14 protein-coding genes are annotated in these 17,883 nt (G+C 70.8%); 7 read left to right on the top strand and 7 right to left on the bottom strand.

Translation table 11 applies throughout. The features are described from left to right. Window positions 1–61 precede the first annotated feature (61 nt). Window positions 62–3,574, bottom strand: a complete 3,513-nt coding sequence (metH, locus tag ACWCPM_RS08360) for a methionine synthase (RefSeq protein ID WP_450975336.1) — start codon at window positions 3,572–3,574, stop codon at window positions 62–64. A 315-nt stretch (window positions 3,575–3,889) separates the two neighbouring features. Here metH and ACWCPM_RS08365 point away from each other — a divergent pair, with 315 nt between their 5' ends. The 6 genes from ACWCPM_RS08365 to ACWCPM_RS08390 all read left to right on the top strand — a co-directional run bounded on the left by ACWCPM_RS08365 (window position 3,890) and on the right by ACWCPM_RS08390 (window position 11,027). Further along, window positions 3,890–4,654 (top strand): IclR family transcriptional regulator, encoded by a 765-nt coding sequence (locus ACWCPM_RS08365; RefSeq protein WP_450975337.1) that lies wholly within the window; start codon window positions 3,890–3,892, stop codon window positions 4,652–4,654. A gap of 339 nt (window positions 4,655–4,993) precedes the next feature. Next, window positions 4,994–5,773, top strand: a complete 780-nt coding sequence (locus ACWCPM_RS08370; protein WP_450975338.1) for an MIP/aquaporin family protein — start codon at window positions 4,994–4,996, stop codon at window positions 5,771–5,773. 95 nt (window positions 5,774–5,868) lie between these two features. Further along, a complete protein-coding gene (glpK, locus tag ACWCPM_RS08375; protein WP_450975339.1) occupies window positions 5,869–7,410 on the top strand; it encodes a glycerol kinase GlpK in 1,542 nt (513 codons plus the stop codon). Between the two features lie 49 nt (window positions 7,411–7,459). Next, window positions 7,460–9,076: an FAD-dependent oxidoreductase gene (locus tag ACWCPM_RS08380; RefSeq protein WP_450975340.1), complete on the top strand. Its 1,617-nt coding sequence runs from the start codon at window positions 7,460–7,462 to the stop codon at window positions 9,074–9,076. Between the two features lie 147 nt (window positions 9,077–9,223). Then, a complete protein-coding gene (locus ACWCPM_RS08385; protein WP_450975341.1) occupies window positions 9,224–9,940 on the top strand; it encodes a FadR/GntR family transcriptional regulator in 717 nt (238 codons plus the stop codon). Between the two features lie 133 nt (window positions 9,941–10,073). After that, window positions 10,074–11,027, top strand: a complete 954-nt coding sequence (locus tag ACWCPM_RS08390) for a PAC2 family protein (protein WP_450975342.1) — start codon at window positions 10,074–10,076, stop codon at window positions 11,025–11,027. A gap of 66 nt (window positions 11,028–11,093) precedes the next feature. Here the strand turns inward: ACWCPM_RS08390 and mshC are convergent, their stop codons facing one another. The 4 genes from mshC to ACWCPM_RS08410 form a co-directional block, all read right to left on the bottom strand. Continuing rightward, complete coding sequence (gene mshC, locus ACWCPM_RS08395) at window positions 11,094–12,323, bottom strand: cysteine--1-D-myo-inosityl 2-amino-2-deoxy-alpha-D-glucopyranoside ligase (RefSeq protein ID WP_450975343.1); 1,230 nt, start codon at window positions 12,321–12,323, stop codon at window positions 11,094–11,096. A gap of 116 nt (window positions 12,324–12,439) precedes the next feature. Then, window positions 12,440–13,258, bottom strand: a complete 819-nt coding sequence (locus ACWCPM_RS08400; RefSeq protein ID WP_450975344.1) for an SCO1664 family protein — start codon at window positions 13,256–13,258, stop codon at window positions 12,440–12,442. After that, the gene (locus ACWCPM_RS08405; RefSeq protein ID WP_450975345.1) at window positions 13,222–13,812 is read right to left on the bottom strand and encodes a DUF3090 domain-containing protein; all 591 of its coding nucleotides are present in this window, start codon (window positions 13,810–13,812) and stop codon (window positions 13,222–13,224) included. The genes ACWCPM_RS08400 and ACWCPM_RS08405 overlap by 37 nt, the downstream gene beginning before the upstream one ends. 122 nt (window positions 13,813–13,934) lie before the next feature. Then, a complete protein-coding gene (locus tag ACWCPM_RS08410) occupies window positions 13,935–14,621 on the bottom strand; it encodes a histidine phosphatase family protein (protein WP_450975346.1) in 687 nt (228 codons plus the stop codon). 62 nt (window positions 14,622–14,683) lie between these two features. Here ACWCPM_RS08410 and corA point away from each other — a divergent pair, with 62 nt between their 5' ends. Further along, window positions 14,684–15,679 carry a magnesium/cobalt transporter CorA gene (gene corA, locus ACWCPM_RS08415; RefSeq protein WP_450975347.1) on the top strand — a complete coding sequence of 332 codons (996 nt, stop codon included), beginning with the start codon at window positions 14,684–14,686 and terminating at the stop codon, window positions 15,677–15,679. A gap of 8 nt (window positions 15,680–15,687) precedes the next feature. Here the strand turns inward: corA and ACWCPM_RS08420 are convergent, their stop codons facing one another. Together ACWCPM_RS08420 and ACWCPM_RS08425 are read right to left on the bottom strand one after the other, a co-directional pair. After that, a complete protein-coding gene (locus ACWCPM_RS08420; RefSeq protein WP_450975348.1) occupies window positions 15,688–16,476 on the bottom strand; it encodes a ferritin-like domain-containing protein in 789 nt (262 codons plus the stop codon). A gap of 226 nt (window positions 16,477–16,702) precedes the next feature. Beyond that, window positions 16,703–17,758: an LLM class F420-dependent oxidoreductase gene (locus tag ACWCPM_RS08425; protein ID WP_450975460.1), complete on the bottom strand. Its 1,056-nt coding sequence runs from the start codon at window positions 17,756–17,758 to the stop codon at window positions 16,703–16,705. Window positions 17,759–17,883 lie beyond the last annotated feature (125 nt).

A 17,883-nucleotide genomic window follows, 5' to 3' on the forward strand; every position in this document is an offset into this window, starting at 1 on the left:
CAGTGTACGACTTATCGGATCAATGCGCGGTGTGGCGGGTCACGGGGCGTCGTGTCCCGCGTCACCGTGCGTTGAAGTACTTCGCCTCCGGGTGGTGGATCACGATGGCGTCCGTGGACTGCTCGGGGTGCAACTGGAACTCCTCCGAGAGCTGCACGCCGATCCGCTCCGGCTCCAGCAGGCCGGCGATCTTCGCCCGGTCCTCCAGGTCGGGGCAGGCGCCGTAGCCCAGCGAGAAGCGGGCCCCGCGGTACTTCAGCGCGAACATGTCCTCGATGTCGGCCGGGTCCTCGCCGGCGTAGCCGAGTTCGCCGCGCACGCGCGCGTGCCAGTACTCGGCGAGCGCCTCGGCCAACTGCACGGACAGGCCGTGCAGTTCCAGGTAGTCACGGTAGGAGTCCGATGCGAACAGTCGCGCGGTCTCCTCGCCGATCCGCGAGCCGACGGTGACGACCTGGAGCCCGACGACATCCGTCTCACCGGCTTCCTCCGGGCGGAAGAAGTCGGCCAGGCACAGCCGGCGCCCGCGGCGCTGGCGCGGGAAGGTGAAACGGGTGCGCTCGTTGCCCGCGTCGTCGAGGATGATCAGGTCGTCGTCCTTGGAGACACACGGGAAGTAGCCGTAGACGACGGCCGCCTCCAGCAGGTTCTCCGTCTGGAGCCGGTCCAGCAGCCCGCGCAGCCGCGGCCGGCCCTCGGTCTCGACCAGTTCCTCGTACGACGGTCCCTCGCCGGTACGGGCCTGCTTCAGGCCCCACTGGCCCTTGAACAGCGCGCCCTCGTCGAGCCAGGACGCGTACTCCTTGAGCTGGATGCCCTTGATGACCCGGGTGCCCCAGAACGGCGGCGTCGGAATCGGGGTGTCGACGGCGACGTCGGAGCGCACATGGCCTTCCTCCGGGCGCTCCTCGACCTCGACGGCCGCCGCCCGCACCCGGCGCTGCCTGAGCTCGGGCAGCTTCGCGCCCGGCACACCCCGCTTGACGCCGATCAGGGCGTCCATCAGGCGCAGCCCCTCGAAGGCGTCGCGGGCGTAGCGCACCTCGCCCCCGTAGATCTCGTACAGGTCCTGCTCGACGTAGGCGCGGGTGAGCGCGGCGCCGCCGAGGATGACCGGGTAGCTGGCCGCCAGGCCCCGGGCGTTGAGCTCCTCCAGGTTCTCCTTCATGATCACCGTGGACTTGACCAGGAGGCCGGACATGCCGATGACGTCGGCCCGGTGCTCCTCGGCGGCTTCCAGGATCGCGGAGACCGGCTGCTTGATGCCCAGGTTGACGACGTTGTAGCCGTTGTTGGACAGGATGATGTCGACCAGGTTCTTGCCGATGTCGTGGACGTCGCCGCGCACGGTGGCCAGCACGATCGTGCCCTTGCCGTCGTCGTCGGTCTTCTCCATGTGCGGCTCCAGGTGGGCCACCGCGGTCTTCATCACCTCGGCGGACTGGAGCACGAACGGCAGCTGCATCTGCCCGGACCCGAACAGCTCGCCGACGACCTTCATCCCCTCAAGGAGGGTGTCGTTGACGATGTCCAGGGCGGGACGGTCCTGGAGGGCCTCGTCGAGGTCCTGCTCCAGACCGTTGCGCTCGCCGTCGACGATGCGCCGCCGCAGGCGCTCCTCCAGCGGCAGGGCGGCGAGTTCCTCGGCCTTGCCCGCCTTCAGCGACTTCGCCGTGGCGCCCTCGAACAGCGCCATCAGCTTCTGCAGCGGGTCGTAGCCCTCACGGCGGCGGTCGTGGATCAGGTCGAGGGCGGTGGTGACCTGCTCGTCGTCGAAGCGGGCGATCGGCAGGATCTTCGAGGCGTGCACGATCGCCGAGTCCAGGCCCGCCTTGACGCACTCGTCGAGGAAGACGGAGTTGAGCAGAATGCGGGCGGCCGGGTTGAGTCCGAAGGAGATGTTCGACAGGCCCAGCGTGGTCTGCACGGCGGGGTGGCGGCGCTTCAGCTCGCGGATCGCCTCGATGGTGGCGACGCCGTCCCCCCGGGACTCCTCCTGGCCGGTGCAGATCGTGAAGGTGAGGCAGTCGATGAGGATGTCCTCCTCTCGGATGCCCCAGTTGCCGGTCAGATCGTCGATGAGCCGTTCGGCGATCCCGACCTTGTTCTCGACCGTGCGGGCCTGGCCCTCCTCGTCGATGGTGAGGGCGATCAGCGCGGCGCCGTGCTCCTGCGCCAGCCGGGTGACCTTGGCGAAGCGGGACTCGGGGCCGTCGCCGTCCTCGTAGTTGACGGAGTTGATCACCGCGCGGCCGCCGAGCTTCTCCAGGCCGGCCCGGATGACCTCGACCTCGGTGGAGTCCAGGACGATCGGCAGGGTGGAGGCGGTGGCGAAGCGGCCGGCCAGTTCCTCCATGTCGGCGACGCCGTCGCGGCCGACGTAGTCCACGCACAGGTCGAGCAGGTGGGCGCCCTCGCGGATCTGCTCGCGGGCCATCTCCACGCAGTCGTCCCAGCGGGCGGCCAGCATGGCCTCGCGGAACTTCTTCGAGCCGTTGGCGTTGGTCCGCTCGCCGATGGCCAGGTACGAGGTGTCCTGGCGGAACGGCACCGACTGGTAGAGGGACGCGGCGCCCGGCTCCGGGCGCGGGTCGCGCTCGGCGGGGGCGAGGTCGCGCACCCGCTCGACGACCTGGCGCAGGTGCTCCGGCGTCGTACCGCAGCAGCCGCCGACCAGGGAGAGGCCGTAGTCGCGGACGAAGTTCTCCTGGGCGTCGGCCAGCTCCGGCGCGGTCAGCGGGTAGTGGGCGCCGGACGAGGTGAGCACGGGCAGGCCGGCGTTCGGCATGCACGACAGCCGGACGCGGGAGTGCCGGGCGAGGAAGCGCAGGTGCTCGCTCATCTCGGCCGGGCCGGTCGCGCAGTTCAGGCCGATCATGTCGATGCCGAGGGGCTCCAGCGCGGTCAGCGCGGCGCCGATCTCGGAGCCGAGCAGCATGGTGCCGGTGGTCTCCACGGTCACCGAGACGATCAGCGGGACGTCGTACCCGGCCGTCTCCATCGCGCGGCGGGCGGCGACGACCGATGCCTTGGTCTGGAGCAGGTCCTGGGTGGTCTCCACGAGCAGCGCGTCGGCACCGCCCGCGAGCAGGCCCTCGGCGTTCTGCTGGTAGGCGTCGCGGATCGCGGCGAAGGTGGTGTGGCCGAGGGTGGGCAGCTTGGTGCCGGGGCCCATCGAGCCGAGCACCCAGCGCTGCTGTCCGGTGCGCCGCGCGTAGTCGTCGGCCGTCTCGCGGGCGATGCGTGCGCCGGCCTCGGACAGCTCGACGATCCGGTCGGCGATGTCGTACTCGCCGAGGGCGGAGAGGTTCGCGCCGAAGGTGTTGGTCTCGACGCAGTCGACACCGACGTCGAAGTACTCGGCGTGCACCGAGCGGACGATGTCCGGACGGGTGACGTTCAGGACCTCGTTGCAGCCTTCGAGGTCCTGGAAGTCCTCCAGCGTGGGGTCCTGCGCCTGGAGCATGGTGCCCATCGCTCCGTCGGCCACCACCACACGGGTGGCGAGTGCCTCACGGAGGGCGGACGCGCGGGTCCGGCTGTCGGTGGCGGGGGACTGCGGCGACGAGGCCATGTAAGGGACTCCCTGGAATGCGACGGCTGTCGGCTTTGCGCCTTCCCCGGACGCTCTCGCGAAACGGTCCCGGAGAGGGCGCACGCGGCCAGCGTAGCCGGGACCGGGGGCCTAGGGTCAGGGGCGTCCACGGGACGGACCCGGCGTGGCGTCCAGGTCGTCCCCGGGGGGCGAGGGGCACAACAACTGCCGACCGACCATTGGCGGGAGGTCGGCACGGACGGGTAGTGTTCGGCATTGCCGAACAGTGGAGTGTGCCGTACGACGGCGGCGACGTCGCGGCTCGACGGTCGAAGGGACGGAGGCAGGACGGCGATGGCACGGAACATCCAGTCGCTCGAACGGGCGGCCGCGATGCTGCGCCTTCTCGCGGGCGGTGAGCGGCGGCTGGGCCTGTCGGACATCGCCTCGGCGCTGGGTCTCGCCAAGGGCACCGCCCACGGCATCCTGCGCACCCTCCAGCAGGAGGGCTTCGTCGAGCAGGACGACGCCTCCGGGCGCTACCAGCTGGGCGCCGAGCTGCTGCGCCTGGGCACCACCTACCTCGACGTGCACGAACTGCGCGCGCGTGCCCTGGTGTGGACGGACGACCTGGCCCGCTCCAGCGGCGAGAGCGTCTACCTGGGGGTGCTGCACCAGCAGGGCGTGCTGATCGTGCACCACGTCTTCCGGCCCGACGACAGCCGGCAGGTGCTGGAGATCGGCGCCATGCAGCCGCTGCACTCCACGGCCCTGGGCAAGGTCCTGTCGGCCTACGACCCGGTCGCGCACAGCGAGGCCCTGGAGTCCGACCGCAAGGCGTTCACGGACCGCACGGTGTGCGACCTGACGGCCTTCGAGCACGTCCTGGACCTCACCCGCGCGCGGGGTTACGCCGCGGACGTGGAGGAGACCTGGGAGGGCGTCGCGTCCGTCGCCGCGCCCATCCACGACCGCCGGCGCATGCCCGTGGGCGCGGTCGGCATCGCCGGCGCCGTGGAGCGGCTGGGCCGGGACGGGGAGCTGCGCTCCGAGCTGATCGCCGCGGTGCGGGACTGCGCCCGCGCGGTGTCGCGCGATCTGGGCGCCGCCAGGTTCTGAACCCCGCAGAGCGCTGACCAGCACATACGCGGGACCGCGCGGGAGCGACCGGGATGCCGTGGGGCGTTCCGGCTGCCGGTATGACCAAAACAGAACATATTGGTCATAGATCGACGTACCGCATCGATGGGTTCATAACTCAACACAACCCACCACCATCGCGCTTTCGGCAAGAGACCTCTTGACTGCGCGTAACGCCGGAGCAAGACTCCCGTCCATCGGTCGGCATTGTCGAACACCTAACGGCACTACGCGCTAGAGTGTGATGACGCCAAGGGCCGACGGACCCCGGAAGGGACGCGGGGTTCTACTCCCCTGGACAGGACAAAGGAGTCGCGGGTGTCCAGCTCCGACATCTTCATCGGCGAGACCATAGGTACCGCCATACTCATCCTCCTCGGCGGAGGCGTCGTCGCCGCCGTGGTGCTCAAGGCCTCCAAGGCACGGAACGCCGGCTGGCTCGCGATCACCTTCGGGTGGGGTTTCGCGGTACTGACCGCCGTGTACATCTCCGCGCCCCTCTCCGGCGCGCACCTCAATCCGGCCGTCACCCTCGGCCTCGCGATCGCGAACGACGACTGGTCGAACATCCTGGTCTACTGGGGCGGTCAGCTGCTCGGCGCCATGATCGGCGCGGCCCTGGTCTGGATCGCCTACTACGGCCAGTTCCACGCGCACCTCACCGACAGCGAGATCGTCGGAGCCGCCGGCACCAAGGCGGTCGAGGCGCGGGAGAAGGGCGCCGGCCCGGTGCTCGGCGTCTTCTCCACCGGACCCGAGGTGCGGAATGTGGCGATGAACCTCGCCACCGAGATCATCGGCACCTTCGTCCTGGTCCTCGCCGTCCTGACCCAGGGCCTCAACGACAACGGCAACGGTCTCGGCACCCTGGGCGCACTGATCACCGCCCTCGTCGTGGTCGGCATCGGCCTGTCGCTGGGTGGCCCGACCGGTTACGCCATCAACCCCGCCCGCGACCTCGGCCCGCGCATCGTGCACGCCCTGCTTCCCCTGCCCAACAAGGGCGGTTCCGACTGGAGCTACGCCTGGATCCCCGTGGTCGGCCCGCTGCTCGGCGGTGCCGCGGCCGCCGGACTGTACAACCTCGCGTTCGTCTAGAACGGGTTCGCGCGGAGCGGCCCCGGCCGCTCCGCGCGACAGGAACCACGCCCTGAGCACAGCCCCGGACATTCACGAACCCCCAGGAGCACACAGTGACCGACGCCCACACGGCCGGCCCCTTCATCGCAGCCATCGACCAGGGCACGACCTCCAGCCGCTGCATCGTCTTCGACCGGGACGGCAGGATCGTCTCCGTCGACCAGAAGGAGCACGAGCAGATCTTCCCGAAGCCGGGCTGGGTCGAGCACAACGCCAACGAGATCTGGACCAACGTCCAGGAGGTCGTCGCCGGAGCCATCGAGAAGGCCGGCATCACCCGCGACGACATCAAGGCCATCGGCATCACCAACCAGCGCGAGACCACCGTGCTGTGGGACAAGAACACCGGTGAGCCCGTCCACAACGCCATCGTGTGGCAGGACACCCGCACCGACGCCCTGTGCCGCGAACTCGGCCGCAACGTCGGCCAGGACCGCTTCCGCCGCGAGACCGGCCTTCCCCTCGCCTCCTACTTCGCCGGTCCCAAGGCCCGCTGGCTGCTCGACAACGTCGAGGGCCTGAAGGAGCGCGCCGAGGCGGGCGACATCCTCTTCGGCACCATGGACACCTGGGTCATCTGGAACCTGACCGGCGGCGTCAACGGCGGCCACCACGTCACCGACGTCACCAACGCCTCGCGCACCCTCCTGATGAACCTGCACACCCTGCAGTGGGACGAGAAGATCGCCGAGTCCATCGGCGTCCCGCTGGCGATGCTGCCGGAGATCCGCTCCTCCGCCGAGGTCTACGGCGAGATCACCGGCGGCAAGCTGGGCGACCTGCTCGGCGGCATCCCGGTCGCCTCGGCGCTGGGCGACCAGCAGGCGGCCCTGTTCGGCCAGACCTGCTTCTCCGAGGGCGAGACCAAGTCGACATACGGCACCGGCACGTTCATGGTGATGAACACCGGTGACAAGATCATCAACTCCTACAGCGGGCTGCTGACCACCGTCGGTTACCAGATCGGCGACCAGAAGCCGGTCTACGCCCTCGAGGGCTCGATCGCCGTCACCGGTTCGCTGGTGCAGTGGATGCGCGACCAGATGGGCCTGATCTCGACGGCCGCCGAGATCGAGACCCTCGCGCTCTCCGTCGAGGACAACGGCGGCGCCTACTTCGTGCCGGCCTTCTCCGGCCTGTTCGCCCCGTACTGGCGCTCCGACGCCCGCGGTGTGATCGCCGGCCTGACCCGGTACGTCACCAAGGCGCACCTCGCGCGCGCCGTGCTGGAGGCCACCGCCTGGCAGACGCGGGAGATCGCCGACGCCATGACGAAGGACTCCGGCGTGGAGCTGACGGCCCTCAAGGTCGACGGCGGCATGACCTCCAACAACCTGCTGATGCAGACCCTCTCGGACTTCCTGGACGCCCCCGTGGTGCGCCCGATGGTCGCCGAGACCACCTGCCTCGGTGCCGCCTACGCCGCCGGTCTCGCCGTCGGCTTCTGGAACAACACCGACGACCTCCGCGCCAACTGGCGGCGGGCCGCCGAGTGGACGCCCCGCATGGACGCGGCCGAGCGCGACCGCGAGTACAAGAGCTGGCTCAAGGCCGTCGAGCGGACCATGGGCTGGCTCGACGAAGACGAGAGCTGATCCGACGAGAGCCGACGCACCGTCGGCTGACGAGGAGTTATCACCCGACATGACCAGCCAGTCCACCCTGCAGTCCGTGCCTGCCCTGGGTACGCACCCGGCTTCCGGCTCGAACCCCAGCCGCGCCGAGACCCGGGAACAGCTCTCCAAGGCGTCGTACGACCTTCTCGTGATCGGCGGCGGCATCCTGGGCATCTCCACCGCCTGGCACGCCGCGCAGTCCGGACTCAGGGTGGCTCTGGTGGACGCCGGCGACTTCGCCGGAGCCACCTCCTCCGCCTCCTCCAAGCTGCTCCACGGCGGTCTGCGCTACCTGCAGACCGGCGCGGTGAAGCTGGTGGCGGAGAACCACTTCGAGCGCCGTGCGGTCTCCCGCCAGGTGGCTCCCCACCTGGCGAACCCGCTGACCTTCTACCTCCCCGTGTACAAGGGCGGCCCGCACGGCGCCGCGAAGCTCGGCGCCGGTGTCTTCGCCTACTCGATGCTGTCGGCGTTCGGTGACGGCGTGGGCCATCTGCTCTCCCCCGCCAAGGCGCAGGCGGACGTGCCCGAGCTGCGCACCGAGAACCTCAAGGCCGTGGCCGTGTACGGCGACGACCAGATGAACGACGCCCGGATGGCCCTGATGACGGTCCGCGCGGCCGTCGAGTCGGGCGCCGCCGTCCTCAACCACGCCGAGGTCACCGGCCTGCGCTTCACCCGGGGCCGGGTGACCGGTGCCGAGCTGCGGGACCGTCTGTCGGGCGACGAGTTCGGCGTCGACGCCCGCCTGGTGCTGAACGCGACCGGCCCCTGGGTCGACCACCTGCGCCGGATGGAGAACCCGAACGCCGCCCCGTCCATCCGCCTGTCGAAGGGCGCGCATCTGGTCCTGAAGCGCACCGCCCCCTGGAAGGCGGCGCTCGCCACCCCGATCGACAAGTACCGCATCACCTTCGCCCTCCCCTGGGAGGACATGCTGCTGCTCGGCACCACCGACGAGATGTACGACGGTGACCCGGCGGACGTCGCGGTCACCGAGCAGGACACGTCCCAGATCCTGGACGAGGCCGCGTACTCCATCCGCGACCAGCAGCTCGACCGGGACCTGATCACCTACGCGTTCGCCGGTCTGCGGGTGCTGCCGGGCGGCCCCGGCGACACCGCCAAGGCCAAGCGGGAGACGGTGGTCACCGAGGGACGCGGCGGGATGCTGTCCGTCGCGGGCGGCAAGTGGACGACCTTCCGCCACATCGGCCGCACGATCATGAGGAAGCTGGAATCGCTGCCCGGCAACCCGCTGGGCGAGGACTTCGAGCCGGTCTCGTCGCTGCCGAAGAGGCTGCCGCTGCCCGGTGTCGCCAACCCGCGCGCGGTCGCCCACCGGCTCCTGGTCGACGGCCCGGCCCCCGGCCCGCGGATGGCGGCGGACACCGCCAAGCACCTGGCCACGCACTACGGTTCGCTGGCCTTCGACATCGCCCGCATCGCCAACGACGACCCGGAGCTCGCCCGGCGCGTGCACCCGGACGCCCCGGAGATCTGGGCGCAGGTCGTCTGGGCCCGGGACCACGAGTGGGCCGAGACGGCGGACGACGTGCTGCGCCGCCGCACGACCCTGACGATCCGCGGTCTGGCCACGGACGACGTCCGCGCGAAGGTCCAGGACCTGCTCGACCGGAAGTAGCCGCCGCGGCGCGAAAGGGGCGGCTCCACGCCGACGGAGCCGCCCCTTCGCATGCCCGCGGCCGGTACGGCGCCTCGGGCCGTCGCTCCTGGTGAAGCCCCATAATGGGCGAAGACCTCGGAGGTCTGGGCGACAGGGAGGCCGGCCATGGCAGTGACGGACGAGGCGATCGAGAAGATCAAGGGAATGATCGTCTCCGGAGCGCTGCGGCCCGGCGACCGGCTGCCCAAGGAGAGCGAACTCGCCGCCGGCCTGGGCCTGTCCCGCAACTCCCTGCGTGAGGCCGTACGCGCGCTGTCGCTCATCCGCATCCTGGACGTCCGCCAGGGCGACGGCACGTACGTCACCAGCCTGGACCCCCAACTGCTGCTGGAGGCGCTGAGCTTCGTCGTCGACTTCCACCGCGACGACACCGTGCTGGAGTTCCTGGCCGTGCGCCGCATCCTGGAACCGGCCGCGACGGCGATGGCGGCCCCGCGTATCACCGAGCGGGAACTGGTCGCTCTCACCGCCCAGTTGGAGGCACTGGGCACCGAGCCCTCGGTCGAGGAACTCGTCGCCTGCGACCTGGAGTTCCACCGCGGCATCGTGCAGGCGTCCGGCAACTCGGTGCTGTGCTCACTGCTCGACGGTCTTTCCGGGCCGACCACCCGGGCCCGGATCTGGCGCGGCCTGACCCAGCGGGACGCGGTGAGCCGCACCCTGCACGAGCACCGGGCCATCCTCGCCGCGCTGCGCGCCCGGGACGCGGAGGCGGCACGCTCCTGGGCCACGGTGCACATCGCGAGTGTGGAGCAGTGGCTGCGCAGCTCACTGTCAGCAAGCGTGTGCGAGACAGGCGCGAAAGGGGGACAGCTCGGATGAATCGCGGGGTGTCCGGGGCGGGCGAACGGGGCAGTGATCCGTTCACTCCCCCGTGCAAGGGGGCTGCGGGCGCCCCCGTCGCACGCCGTAAGGTGGGGACGTCAGGCGAGGGCACGTCGGAAGGAGGCGCTGGGTGATCGAGCTCGAGGGGGTTCCCGAGCTGATCGACCCGGTCATGGTGGCCGCGTTCGAGGGCTGGAACGATGCCGGCGACGCCGCCTCCACCGCGGTCGCGCATCTGGAGCGGGAGTGGAAGGGCGAGGTGTTCGCGGCGCTCGACGCCGAGGACTACTACGACTTCCAGGTCAACCGGCCCACGGTGTGGATGGACGCCGGCGTACGCAAGATCACCTGGCCGACGACCAGGTTGTCGGTGGTCCGGGTCGGCGGCGAGAAACCGCGTGACCTGGTCCTGGTCCGCGGTATCGAACCGTCCATGCGGTGGCGCTCGTTCTGCAACGAACTGCTCGGCTTCGCGCACGAGCTCGGTGTGGAGCTGGTGGTGATCCTGGGCGCCCTGCTCGGTGACACGCCGCACACGCGTCCCGTACCGATCAGCGGGACCACCTCGGACTCGGACCTGGCGCAGCGCATGGACCTGGAGGAGACCAAGTACGAGGGCCCCACGGGCATCGTCGGCGTCCTCCAGGAGGCGTGCACGCACGCGGGCGTGCCGGCGGTCTCGCTCTGGGCGGCCGTGCCGCACTACGTCTCGCAGCCGCCCAACCCGAAGGCCACCCTCGCCCTGCTCAACCGCCTGGAGGACCTGATCGACGTGCGTATCCCGCTGGGCGAGCTGCCCGAGGACGCGCGGGCCTGGCAGACGGGCGTGGACCAGCTCGCCGCCGAGGACAGCGAGGTCGCGGAGTACGTGCAGACGCTCGAGGAGGCCCGCGACACCGCGGAGCTTCCGGAGGCGTCGGGCGAGGCCATCGCCCGTGAGTTCGAGCGGTATCTGCGGCGCCGCGACGGCGGCGGCACCGCGCCGGGCGGACACGCCACGGACGGCGGGGACAGCTCGCCGTACCTGCGGGACAAGCGGCCGCCGAAGCCGAGCAGCGAGGACGAGGACTCGTCCGAGGAATAGGGCAGGACCGTGTACGGACCGTGGGCCGCTTCCCCTCACCCGGGGAGCGGCCCATGGTCGTCCGTCCTACAGGGCCACGCCCAGCAGCGCGTCCACCGCGCGGGACACGACTCCGGGGGCGCCCTCGTCGGTGCCACCCGTCTCCTGCTGCTCGGCCGCCCAGCGGTCGACGGCGGCCAGCGCGGCCGGGGAGTCCAGATCGTCGGCGAGCGCCTCACGCAGCTCCTCGACGAGCCGGTCGGCGCCCGGTCCATCGGGCCGGGAGACGGCGGCCCGCCAGCGGCCGAGCCGTTCCACGGCGTCCTGGAGGACCTGGTCGGTCCACTCCCAGTCGGTCCGATAGTGGTGGGCGAGCAGGGTGAGCCGGATCGCGGCGGGGTCGACGCCGTCCCGGCGCAGCTGGGAGACGAAGACCAGGTTGCCCTTGGACTTGGACATCTTCTCGCCGTGCAGGCCGACCATCCCGGCGTGCACATACGCCTTGGCCATGGGGAACTCGCCGGTCAGCACCTGGGCGTGCGAGGCGCCCATCTCGTGGTGCGGGAAGGCGAGGTCGGAGCCGCCGCCCTGTACGTCGAAGCCCATCCCGAGGTGATCGAGGGCGATGGCGACGCACTCGATGTGCCAGCCGGGCCGGCCGCGGCCCAGCGAGCCGCCGTCCCAGCTCGGCTCGCCCTCACGGGCCGCCATCCACAGCATCGGGTCGACGGGGTCCTTCTTGCCCGGGCGGTCCGGGTCGCCGCCCCGCTCGGCACAGAGCAGCCGCATCGCCGCGGCGTCCAGGTGGGACACCTGGCCGAAGTGCGGGTCGGAGTCGACGGAGAAGTAGACGTCGCCGTCGAGTTCGTAGGCGGCGCCGAGGTCGCGCAGGCGTTCCACCAGCGGGACGATGCCGGGTATCGCCTCGACCGCGCCGATGTAGTGCTGCGGGGGCAGCATCCGCAGGGCGGTCATGTCCTCGCGGAACAGCGCGGTCTCGCGCTCGGCCAGGGTGACCCAGTCGAGGCCGTCGCGGTCGGCACGCTGAAGGAGTGGGTCGTCGACGTCCGTCACGTTCTGGACGTACTGGACCTGCCGCTTCGTGTCGAGCCACACGCGCTGCACGAGGTCGAACGCGTTGTAGGTCGCCGCGTGACCCATGTGGGTCGCGTCGTACGGGGTGATGCCGCAGACGTAGATACGGGCGACGGGACCGGGGTCGAGGGTCACGGGACCCCCGGTGGCGGTGTCGTGGATCCTCAGGTCGCGGCCCTTGCCAGGCAGGGCGGGGACCTCGGAAGCGGGCCAGGCATGCATGTCATGAGCCTAACCGGACTGAAGTTCCGTATACGAACCGGACCAGGCCGGATGGCTGGCGAGGCACCCTTGCGCCAACTCCCCTGATATGCCTGTCGGTGCGGCGGCGGTGGCCGTCACACGGGCGGCCACGGGATCGCCGGCCACTGCCCGTCGGGCTCCGGGTGCACACCGGTGGCGAGCAGCGCTCCGACCCGCGCGCGGGTGGCCTCGATCTCGGCGCCGGTGATCAGCGCACCCAGCCGCTCGGCGAGCGCGCCGCCCTCCTTCAGCTCCTCCTGGAGCCGCTCCAGGACCGTGACGGCCTCGCCGGTGAGCGGTTCGCCGGCCCAGCCCCACAGGAGCGTGCGCAGCTTGTTCTCGACGTTGAAGGTGACCCCGTGGTCGATGCCGAACAGCCGCCCCTCGGCGGTCGGCAGCAGGTGCCCGCCCTTGCGGTCGGCGTTGTTGATCACCGCGTCGAGCACGGCGAGGCGGCGCAGCCGCTCGTCGTCCGCGTGCACCAGAAGCGCCGTCCTGCCGTCGCCGACCTCGGCGAACCCGATCGCCCTCCAGCCCTCCGCGGGCTCCTCGGCGTCGACCAGGGCGAGCAGTTCGGCGTCCGGCCGCGCCTCGATCCACAGCTGGCACATGCCCTCGCCGTAGGGTCCTTCACGCAGCACGGTGGGCGGGACCAGCCCCCAGCCGGTCGCCTCGGAGACGGCGTACGCGGCGACCTCGCGCCCGGCGAGGGTCCCGTCGGGGAAGTCCCACAGGGGCCGCTCCCCCGCGACGGGTTTGTAGACGCAAGTGGCCTCCTGCCCGTCCTGGGTGATGGTGCAGTACAGGGCCGCGTTGGAGGCTTCGCGGATGCGTCCGCGCACGGTCAGCTCACCGGTGATGAGCAGTTCCTCGGAGGTCATGCTCCGCGGCGGTATCCGTTCTGGCGCGGGCATACGTGTCCTTCCGGGTCGAGCGGCAGACTGCACAGCGGGCACGGCGGCCGGCCGGCGTTGACGACGTCGAGGGCGCGCTTGGCGAAGGCGCGGGCCTGCGCGCCGGTGAGCCGGACCCGCAGCATCGGGGGCCCGTTCTCCTCGTCCTGGAGGAGCCGCTCCTCGGCTTCGGCGAGGTCCTCGTCGGTGTCGGCGTCGAGCTCCACCAGCGCCTGGGCCTCGACGATCATGCGCTGCTCGTCGCCGTCCCAGGCGAGCGCCATGGTGCCGACGCGGAACTCCTCCTCGATCGGGGTCTCCAGCGGGGCGCTGTCGGCGATCTCGCCGGGTGCCACGGCCGGGACGGCGGCGCTTCCGCCGCTGCGCCGCACCACCTCGTCGAGCAGCTCGTCCATGCGCTCGGCGAGCGCCGCGACCTGTGTCTTCTCCAGGGCCACGCTGGTCACCCGGGGGCCGGCGGTGGCTTGGAGGAAGAAGGTACGCCGCCCGGGCAGTCCGACCGTCCCGGCCACGAAACGCTCCGGGGGGTCGTAGAGGAACACCTGACGGGACACGTCCTGTCTCCATTGATCGTGGGCCGACATCGACTTCGTTGACCGACCGGCCGCCGTGCGGACGCTCGGCCGCGGACCAGTACGGCGTTACTGCGACCGCTTCACCCTACTGCGGCGGACGATCACGGTGCGCCCGCACCGCCTCCCACCGGTGCGTCCCCGCCCGGGGGCTCTTCGCGGGGCGCCAGGGACGCGAGGTCGCCCGTGTCGCCGAGGCGTACGAGGAACGGCCTGAGACGGGTGTAACGGATCGCGGTGATGGAACACGGTTCCACGGAGATCCGTTGGAAGAGGTCGAGATGAAGTCCGAGTGCGTCGGCGACGAGGGACTTGATGATGTCCCCGTGCGAGCACATGAGGTACACGGCGTCGGCGCCGTGATCGCGTTCCACGCGCGCGTTCCACTCCCGCACCGCCTCGGCGGCCCGGTGCTGCATCTCCCGCATCGACTCGCCGCCCGGGAACGCGGCCGCCGTGGGATGGGCCTGCACCACCTCCATGAGCGGCTCGTCCTTGAGCTCGGCGAGCTTGCGACCGGACCAGTCGCCGTAGTCGCACTCTCCGATCCGCTCCTCGGTGTGCGCGCGCAGCCCGGGGCGAGCCTCGAGCAGGGGCCGTACGGTCTCCTGGCAGCGTTGCAGCGGGCTGGTGACGACCTCGGAGACCGGCAGTCCGGCGAGCCGGTCGGGCAGTGCGGCGGCCTGTGCGGTGCCGCGCTCGTCGAGGGCGACGCCGGGCGTGCGGCCGGCGAGCAGTCCCTCGGTGTTGGCGGTGGAACGTCCGTGCCGGACGAGGATCAGCGTGGGCATGCGGCCCAGGGTAGGCGCACGTCCCGGTGCGAGGTCCCGGCGGCGACGGGAGAATACGCTCCGTGATCGTCGACTGTGCCATCTACCGTGACGGACATCGCACGGAGGTCCCCGAGGACCTGTCGGACGCCCTCGCCGAGGCGCGGGCGGTCGGCGGATTCGTGTGGATCGGCCTGCACGAGCCCAGCGAGCGGGAGTTCGCGCTGGTCACCGAGGACTTCGTGCTGCATCCGCTGTCCGTCGAGGACGCCCTGAAGGCGCACCAGCGACCCAAGCTGGAGATCTACGACGACTCCCTGTTCATGGTCCTCAAGCCGGTCGTCTACGAGCCGGAGAGCGACACCGTCTCCACCGGCGAGGTCATGATCTTCCTCGGGGACGCCTTCGTGGTGACCGTACGGCACGGCACGGGCTCTCCGCTGGCCCCCGTGCGCCACCGGCTGGAAGAGGAGCCGGAGCTGCTCGGCAAGGGTCCCACTGCGGTGCTGTACGCCATCGCCGACGCGACCGTGGACCACTACGTGGCCGTCTCGGCGGAGTTGCAGACCGACCTGGAGGAACTGGAGGCGGAGGTCTTCTCGCCGGACAGCGGCGGCTCACGGCACTCGGCGTCGCGGATCTACGGCTTCAAACGGCAGATCATGGAGTTCCGCCGGGCCACCGGGCCGTTGAGCATGCCCCTGAACCGGCTGGCGGCGGCAGGCACGCTGGGGAGTCCCGTGCCGTTCGTCGACGCGAGGGCGCGGCCCTTCTTCCGTGACGTGAACGACCACCTCACCCGGGTGAACGAGTCCGTCGAGGGCCTGGACCGGCTGGTGTCGGACGTCCTGTCGGCGCATCTGGCGCAGATGAGCGTCCGGCAGAACGACGACATGCGGAAGATCTCCGCGTGGGCGGCCATGGCCGCGATCCCGACGATGATCGCCGGGATCTACGGCATGAACTTCGAGCACATGCCGGAGCTGCGCTGGGTGTGGGCCTATCCGGCGGTGATCGCGGTCATGGCCGCCCTGGAGGTCCTCCTCTACCGGACGTTCAAACGGCGGGGCTGGATGTGAGAACCCGCTCAGGCGAACTCGGGGGCGGTCGTGGCGGGGCCGCCGAGGGCGTCGCGGCGTTCCGGCATCGTCAGACTCACCATGCGCCGCCAGCCGCCGAGCCGCTCGTACCCGTACACGGCGTGGATACCGAAGGCGAGCACCGCGGCCTTGGGGCGGGACCAGCCGAGGACGCGGCCCATGTGGGCCATCACCGCGAGGCTGACGTCCCGGTAGACGCGGATCTCGGCGAGCGCGCTCTCCCGCAGGACGCGCTGGATGTCGGGGCCGTGCCCGGCTGCGGCGAAGCGCAGCAGTTCCTCGTGGGTGTAGGCGAGGTGGTTGTCCTCGTCGTGGGAGATCATCCGTACCGCCCTGCCGAGCACCGGGTGGTCCGAGAAGTGCTTCGTCAGCATCTCCATCTGTTCGGCGGCGCGCTGTTCGGTGACCCTGCTGTGGGCGAGGTACGTGATCACGTCCTGCACGGTGAGCGGCTGGTCCGCCTTGAGCTTCTCGTGCGCGAGGCCGATGCCCCGCTTCTCCAGGAGCATCGTGTAGTCGGTCTCCGGCGGGACCTCGACGGGTTCGAGGCCGCGCTTCCTCAGCAGCGCGTTGAAGATGCGCCCGTGCTTGTCCTCGTCCGCGCCATGGCGGGTGATCTTGGGGGCGAGGGCGCGCTCGCTCGCGGGCACGAGCGCGGCGATACGGGCGTTCTCCCAGCCGCCCTGCGCCTCACCGCTGGCCGCGATGGAGCAGAACAGCCGGAACGACTCGTCGTGGTCGAGGATCTCCTGGAACAGACTCTTGGCCGAAAGCATCTGAGAGCACCTCTCTGCAGAATTCCGCAAAGAACGAGTCAAATGCCCCCGGGGCCCCACGGCAACAGGTGTGCGGGACAACTCCGCCGAACGACGGACCGACGGCCGCGCGCCGGAAGCGTAACCGCGCGCGGCCGGGCGCGTTGTTACCCGTGACGGCCGTGGCGGGGAAGACCCCCGAGCCCCCACCACGGCCGTAGGGAACTCCTCGGCGGTGCGTGCCTCGTTACGCGAGTCCGGCCCGCTCCAGCGCCTCGGACCCGGCGCGCAGCGAGGTGAGCCGCTCCTCCAGCGTGAAGCCCGCGGGGGCCAGCGACAGCGTCGTGACCCCGGCCGCCGCGTAGGCCTTCATCCGGTCGGCGACGCGCTCCACGGAGCCGAGCAGCGTGGTCCGGTCGATCAGCTCGTGCGGTACGGCGGCCGCGGCGCCCTGCTTGTCGCCGGAGAGGTACTTCTCCTGGATCTCGGCGGCCGCCTTCTCGTAGCCCATACGACGGGCGAGCTGGTTGTAGAAGTTCTGCTTGGCGCTGCCCATGCCGCCGACGTACAGGGCGGTGTAGGGGCGGAAGGTGTCGGCGAGTGCGGTCACGTCCTTGTCGTCACCGACGGCGAGGGGCAGCGTCGGGCAGACGTCGAAGCCGTCCATGGTCTTCCCGGCCTTCTCCCGCCCCGCGCGCAGGTGCCTGATCGCGGTGTCCTCCAGATGGTCGGCGGACGGGAAGATCAGCAGGGCGCCGTCGGCGATCTCACCGGTCTGCTCCAGGTTCTTGGGGCCGATCGCGGCGATGTAGAGCGGGATGTGCTCGCGCTGCGGGTGGACGGTGAGCTTGATCGGCTTGCCGGGGCCGCCGGGCAGGGGAAGGGTCCAGTGCTCACCGTCGTGGCTGAGGCGTTCGCGGGTCATGGCCTTGCGGACGATCTCGACGTACTCGCGCGTGCGGGACAGCGGCTTGTCGAACTTGACGCCGTACCAGCCCTCGGAGACCTGCGGGCCGGAGACGCCGAGGCCGAGACGGAAGCGGCCGCCGGACAGCGAGTCCAGGGTCGCCGCGGTCATCGCGGTCATCGCGGGCTGGCGGGCCGGGATCTGGAAGATGGCCGAGCCGACGTCGATGCGCTCAGTCTGGGCGGCGACCCAGCTGAGCACGGTGGCGGCGTCGGAGCCGTACGCCTCGGCGGCCCAGCAGACGGCGTAGCCGAGGCGGTCGGCCTCCTGGGCCACGGCGAGATTGTCCGCGTCCATTCCGGCGCCCCAGTAGCCGAGGTTGATCCCGAGCTGCATGGCCTTCCCCTTACTCATCAGTAACGTCCCTTGTGGCCCCGACACTAGCGCGGGGCACGGGGATCGCCCAGGCCGCGGGTGGCGTCGCGGGCGCGCGGGTCGCGAACTCGGGCCCGGATCACCCG

It is taken from the genome of Streptomyces sp. NPDC002309 (genome assembly GCF_053593375.1).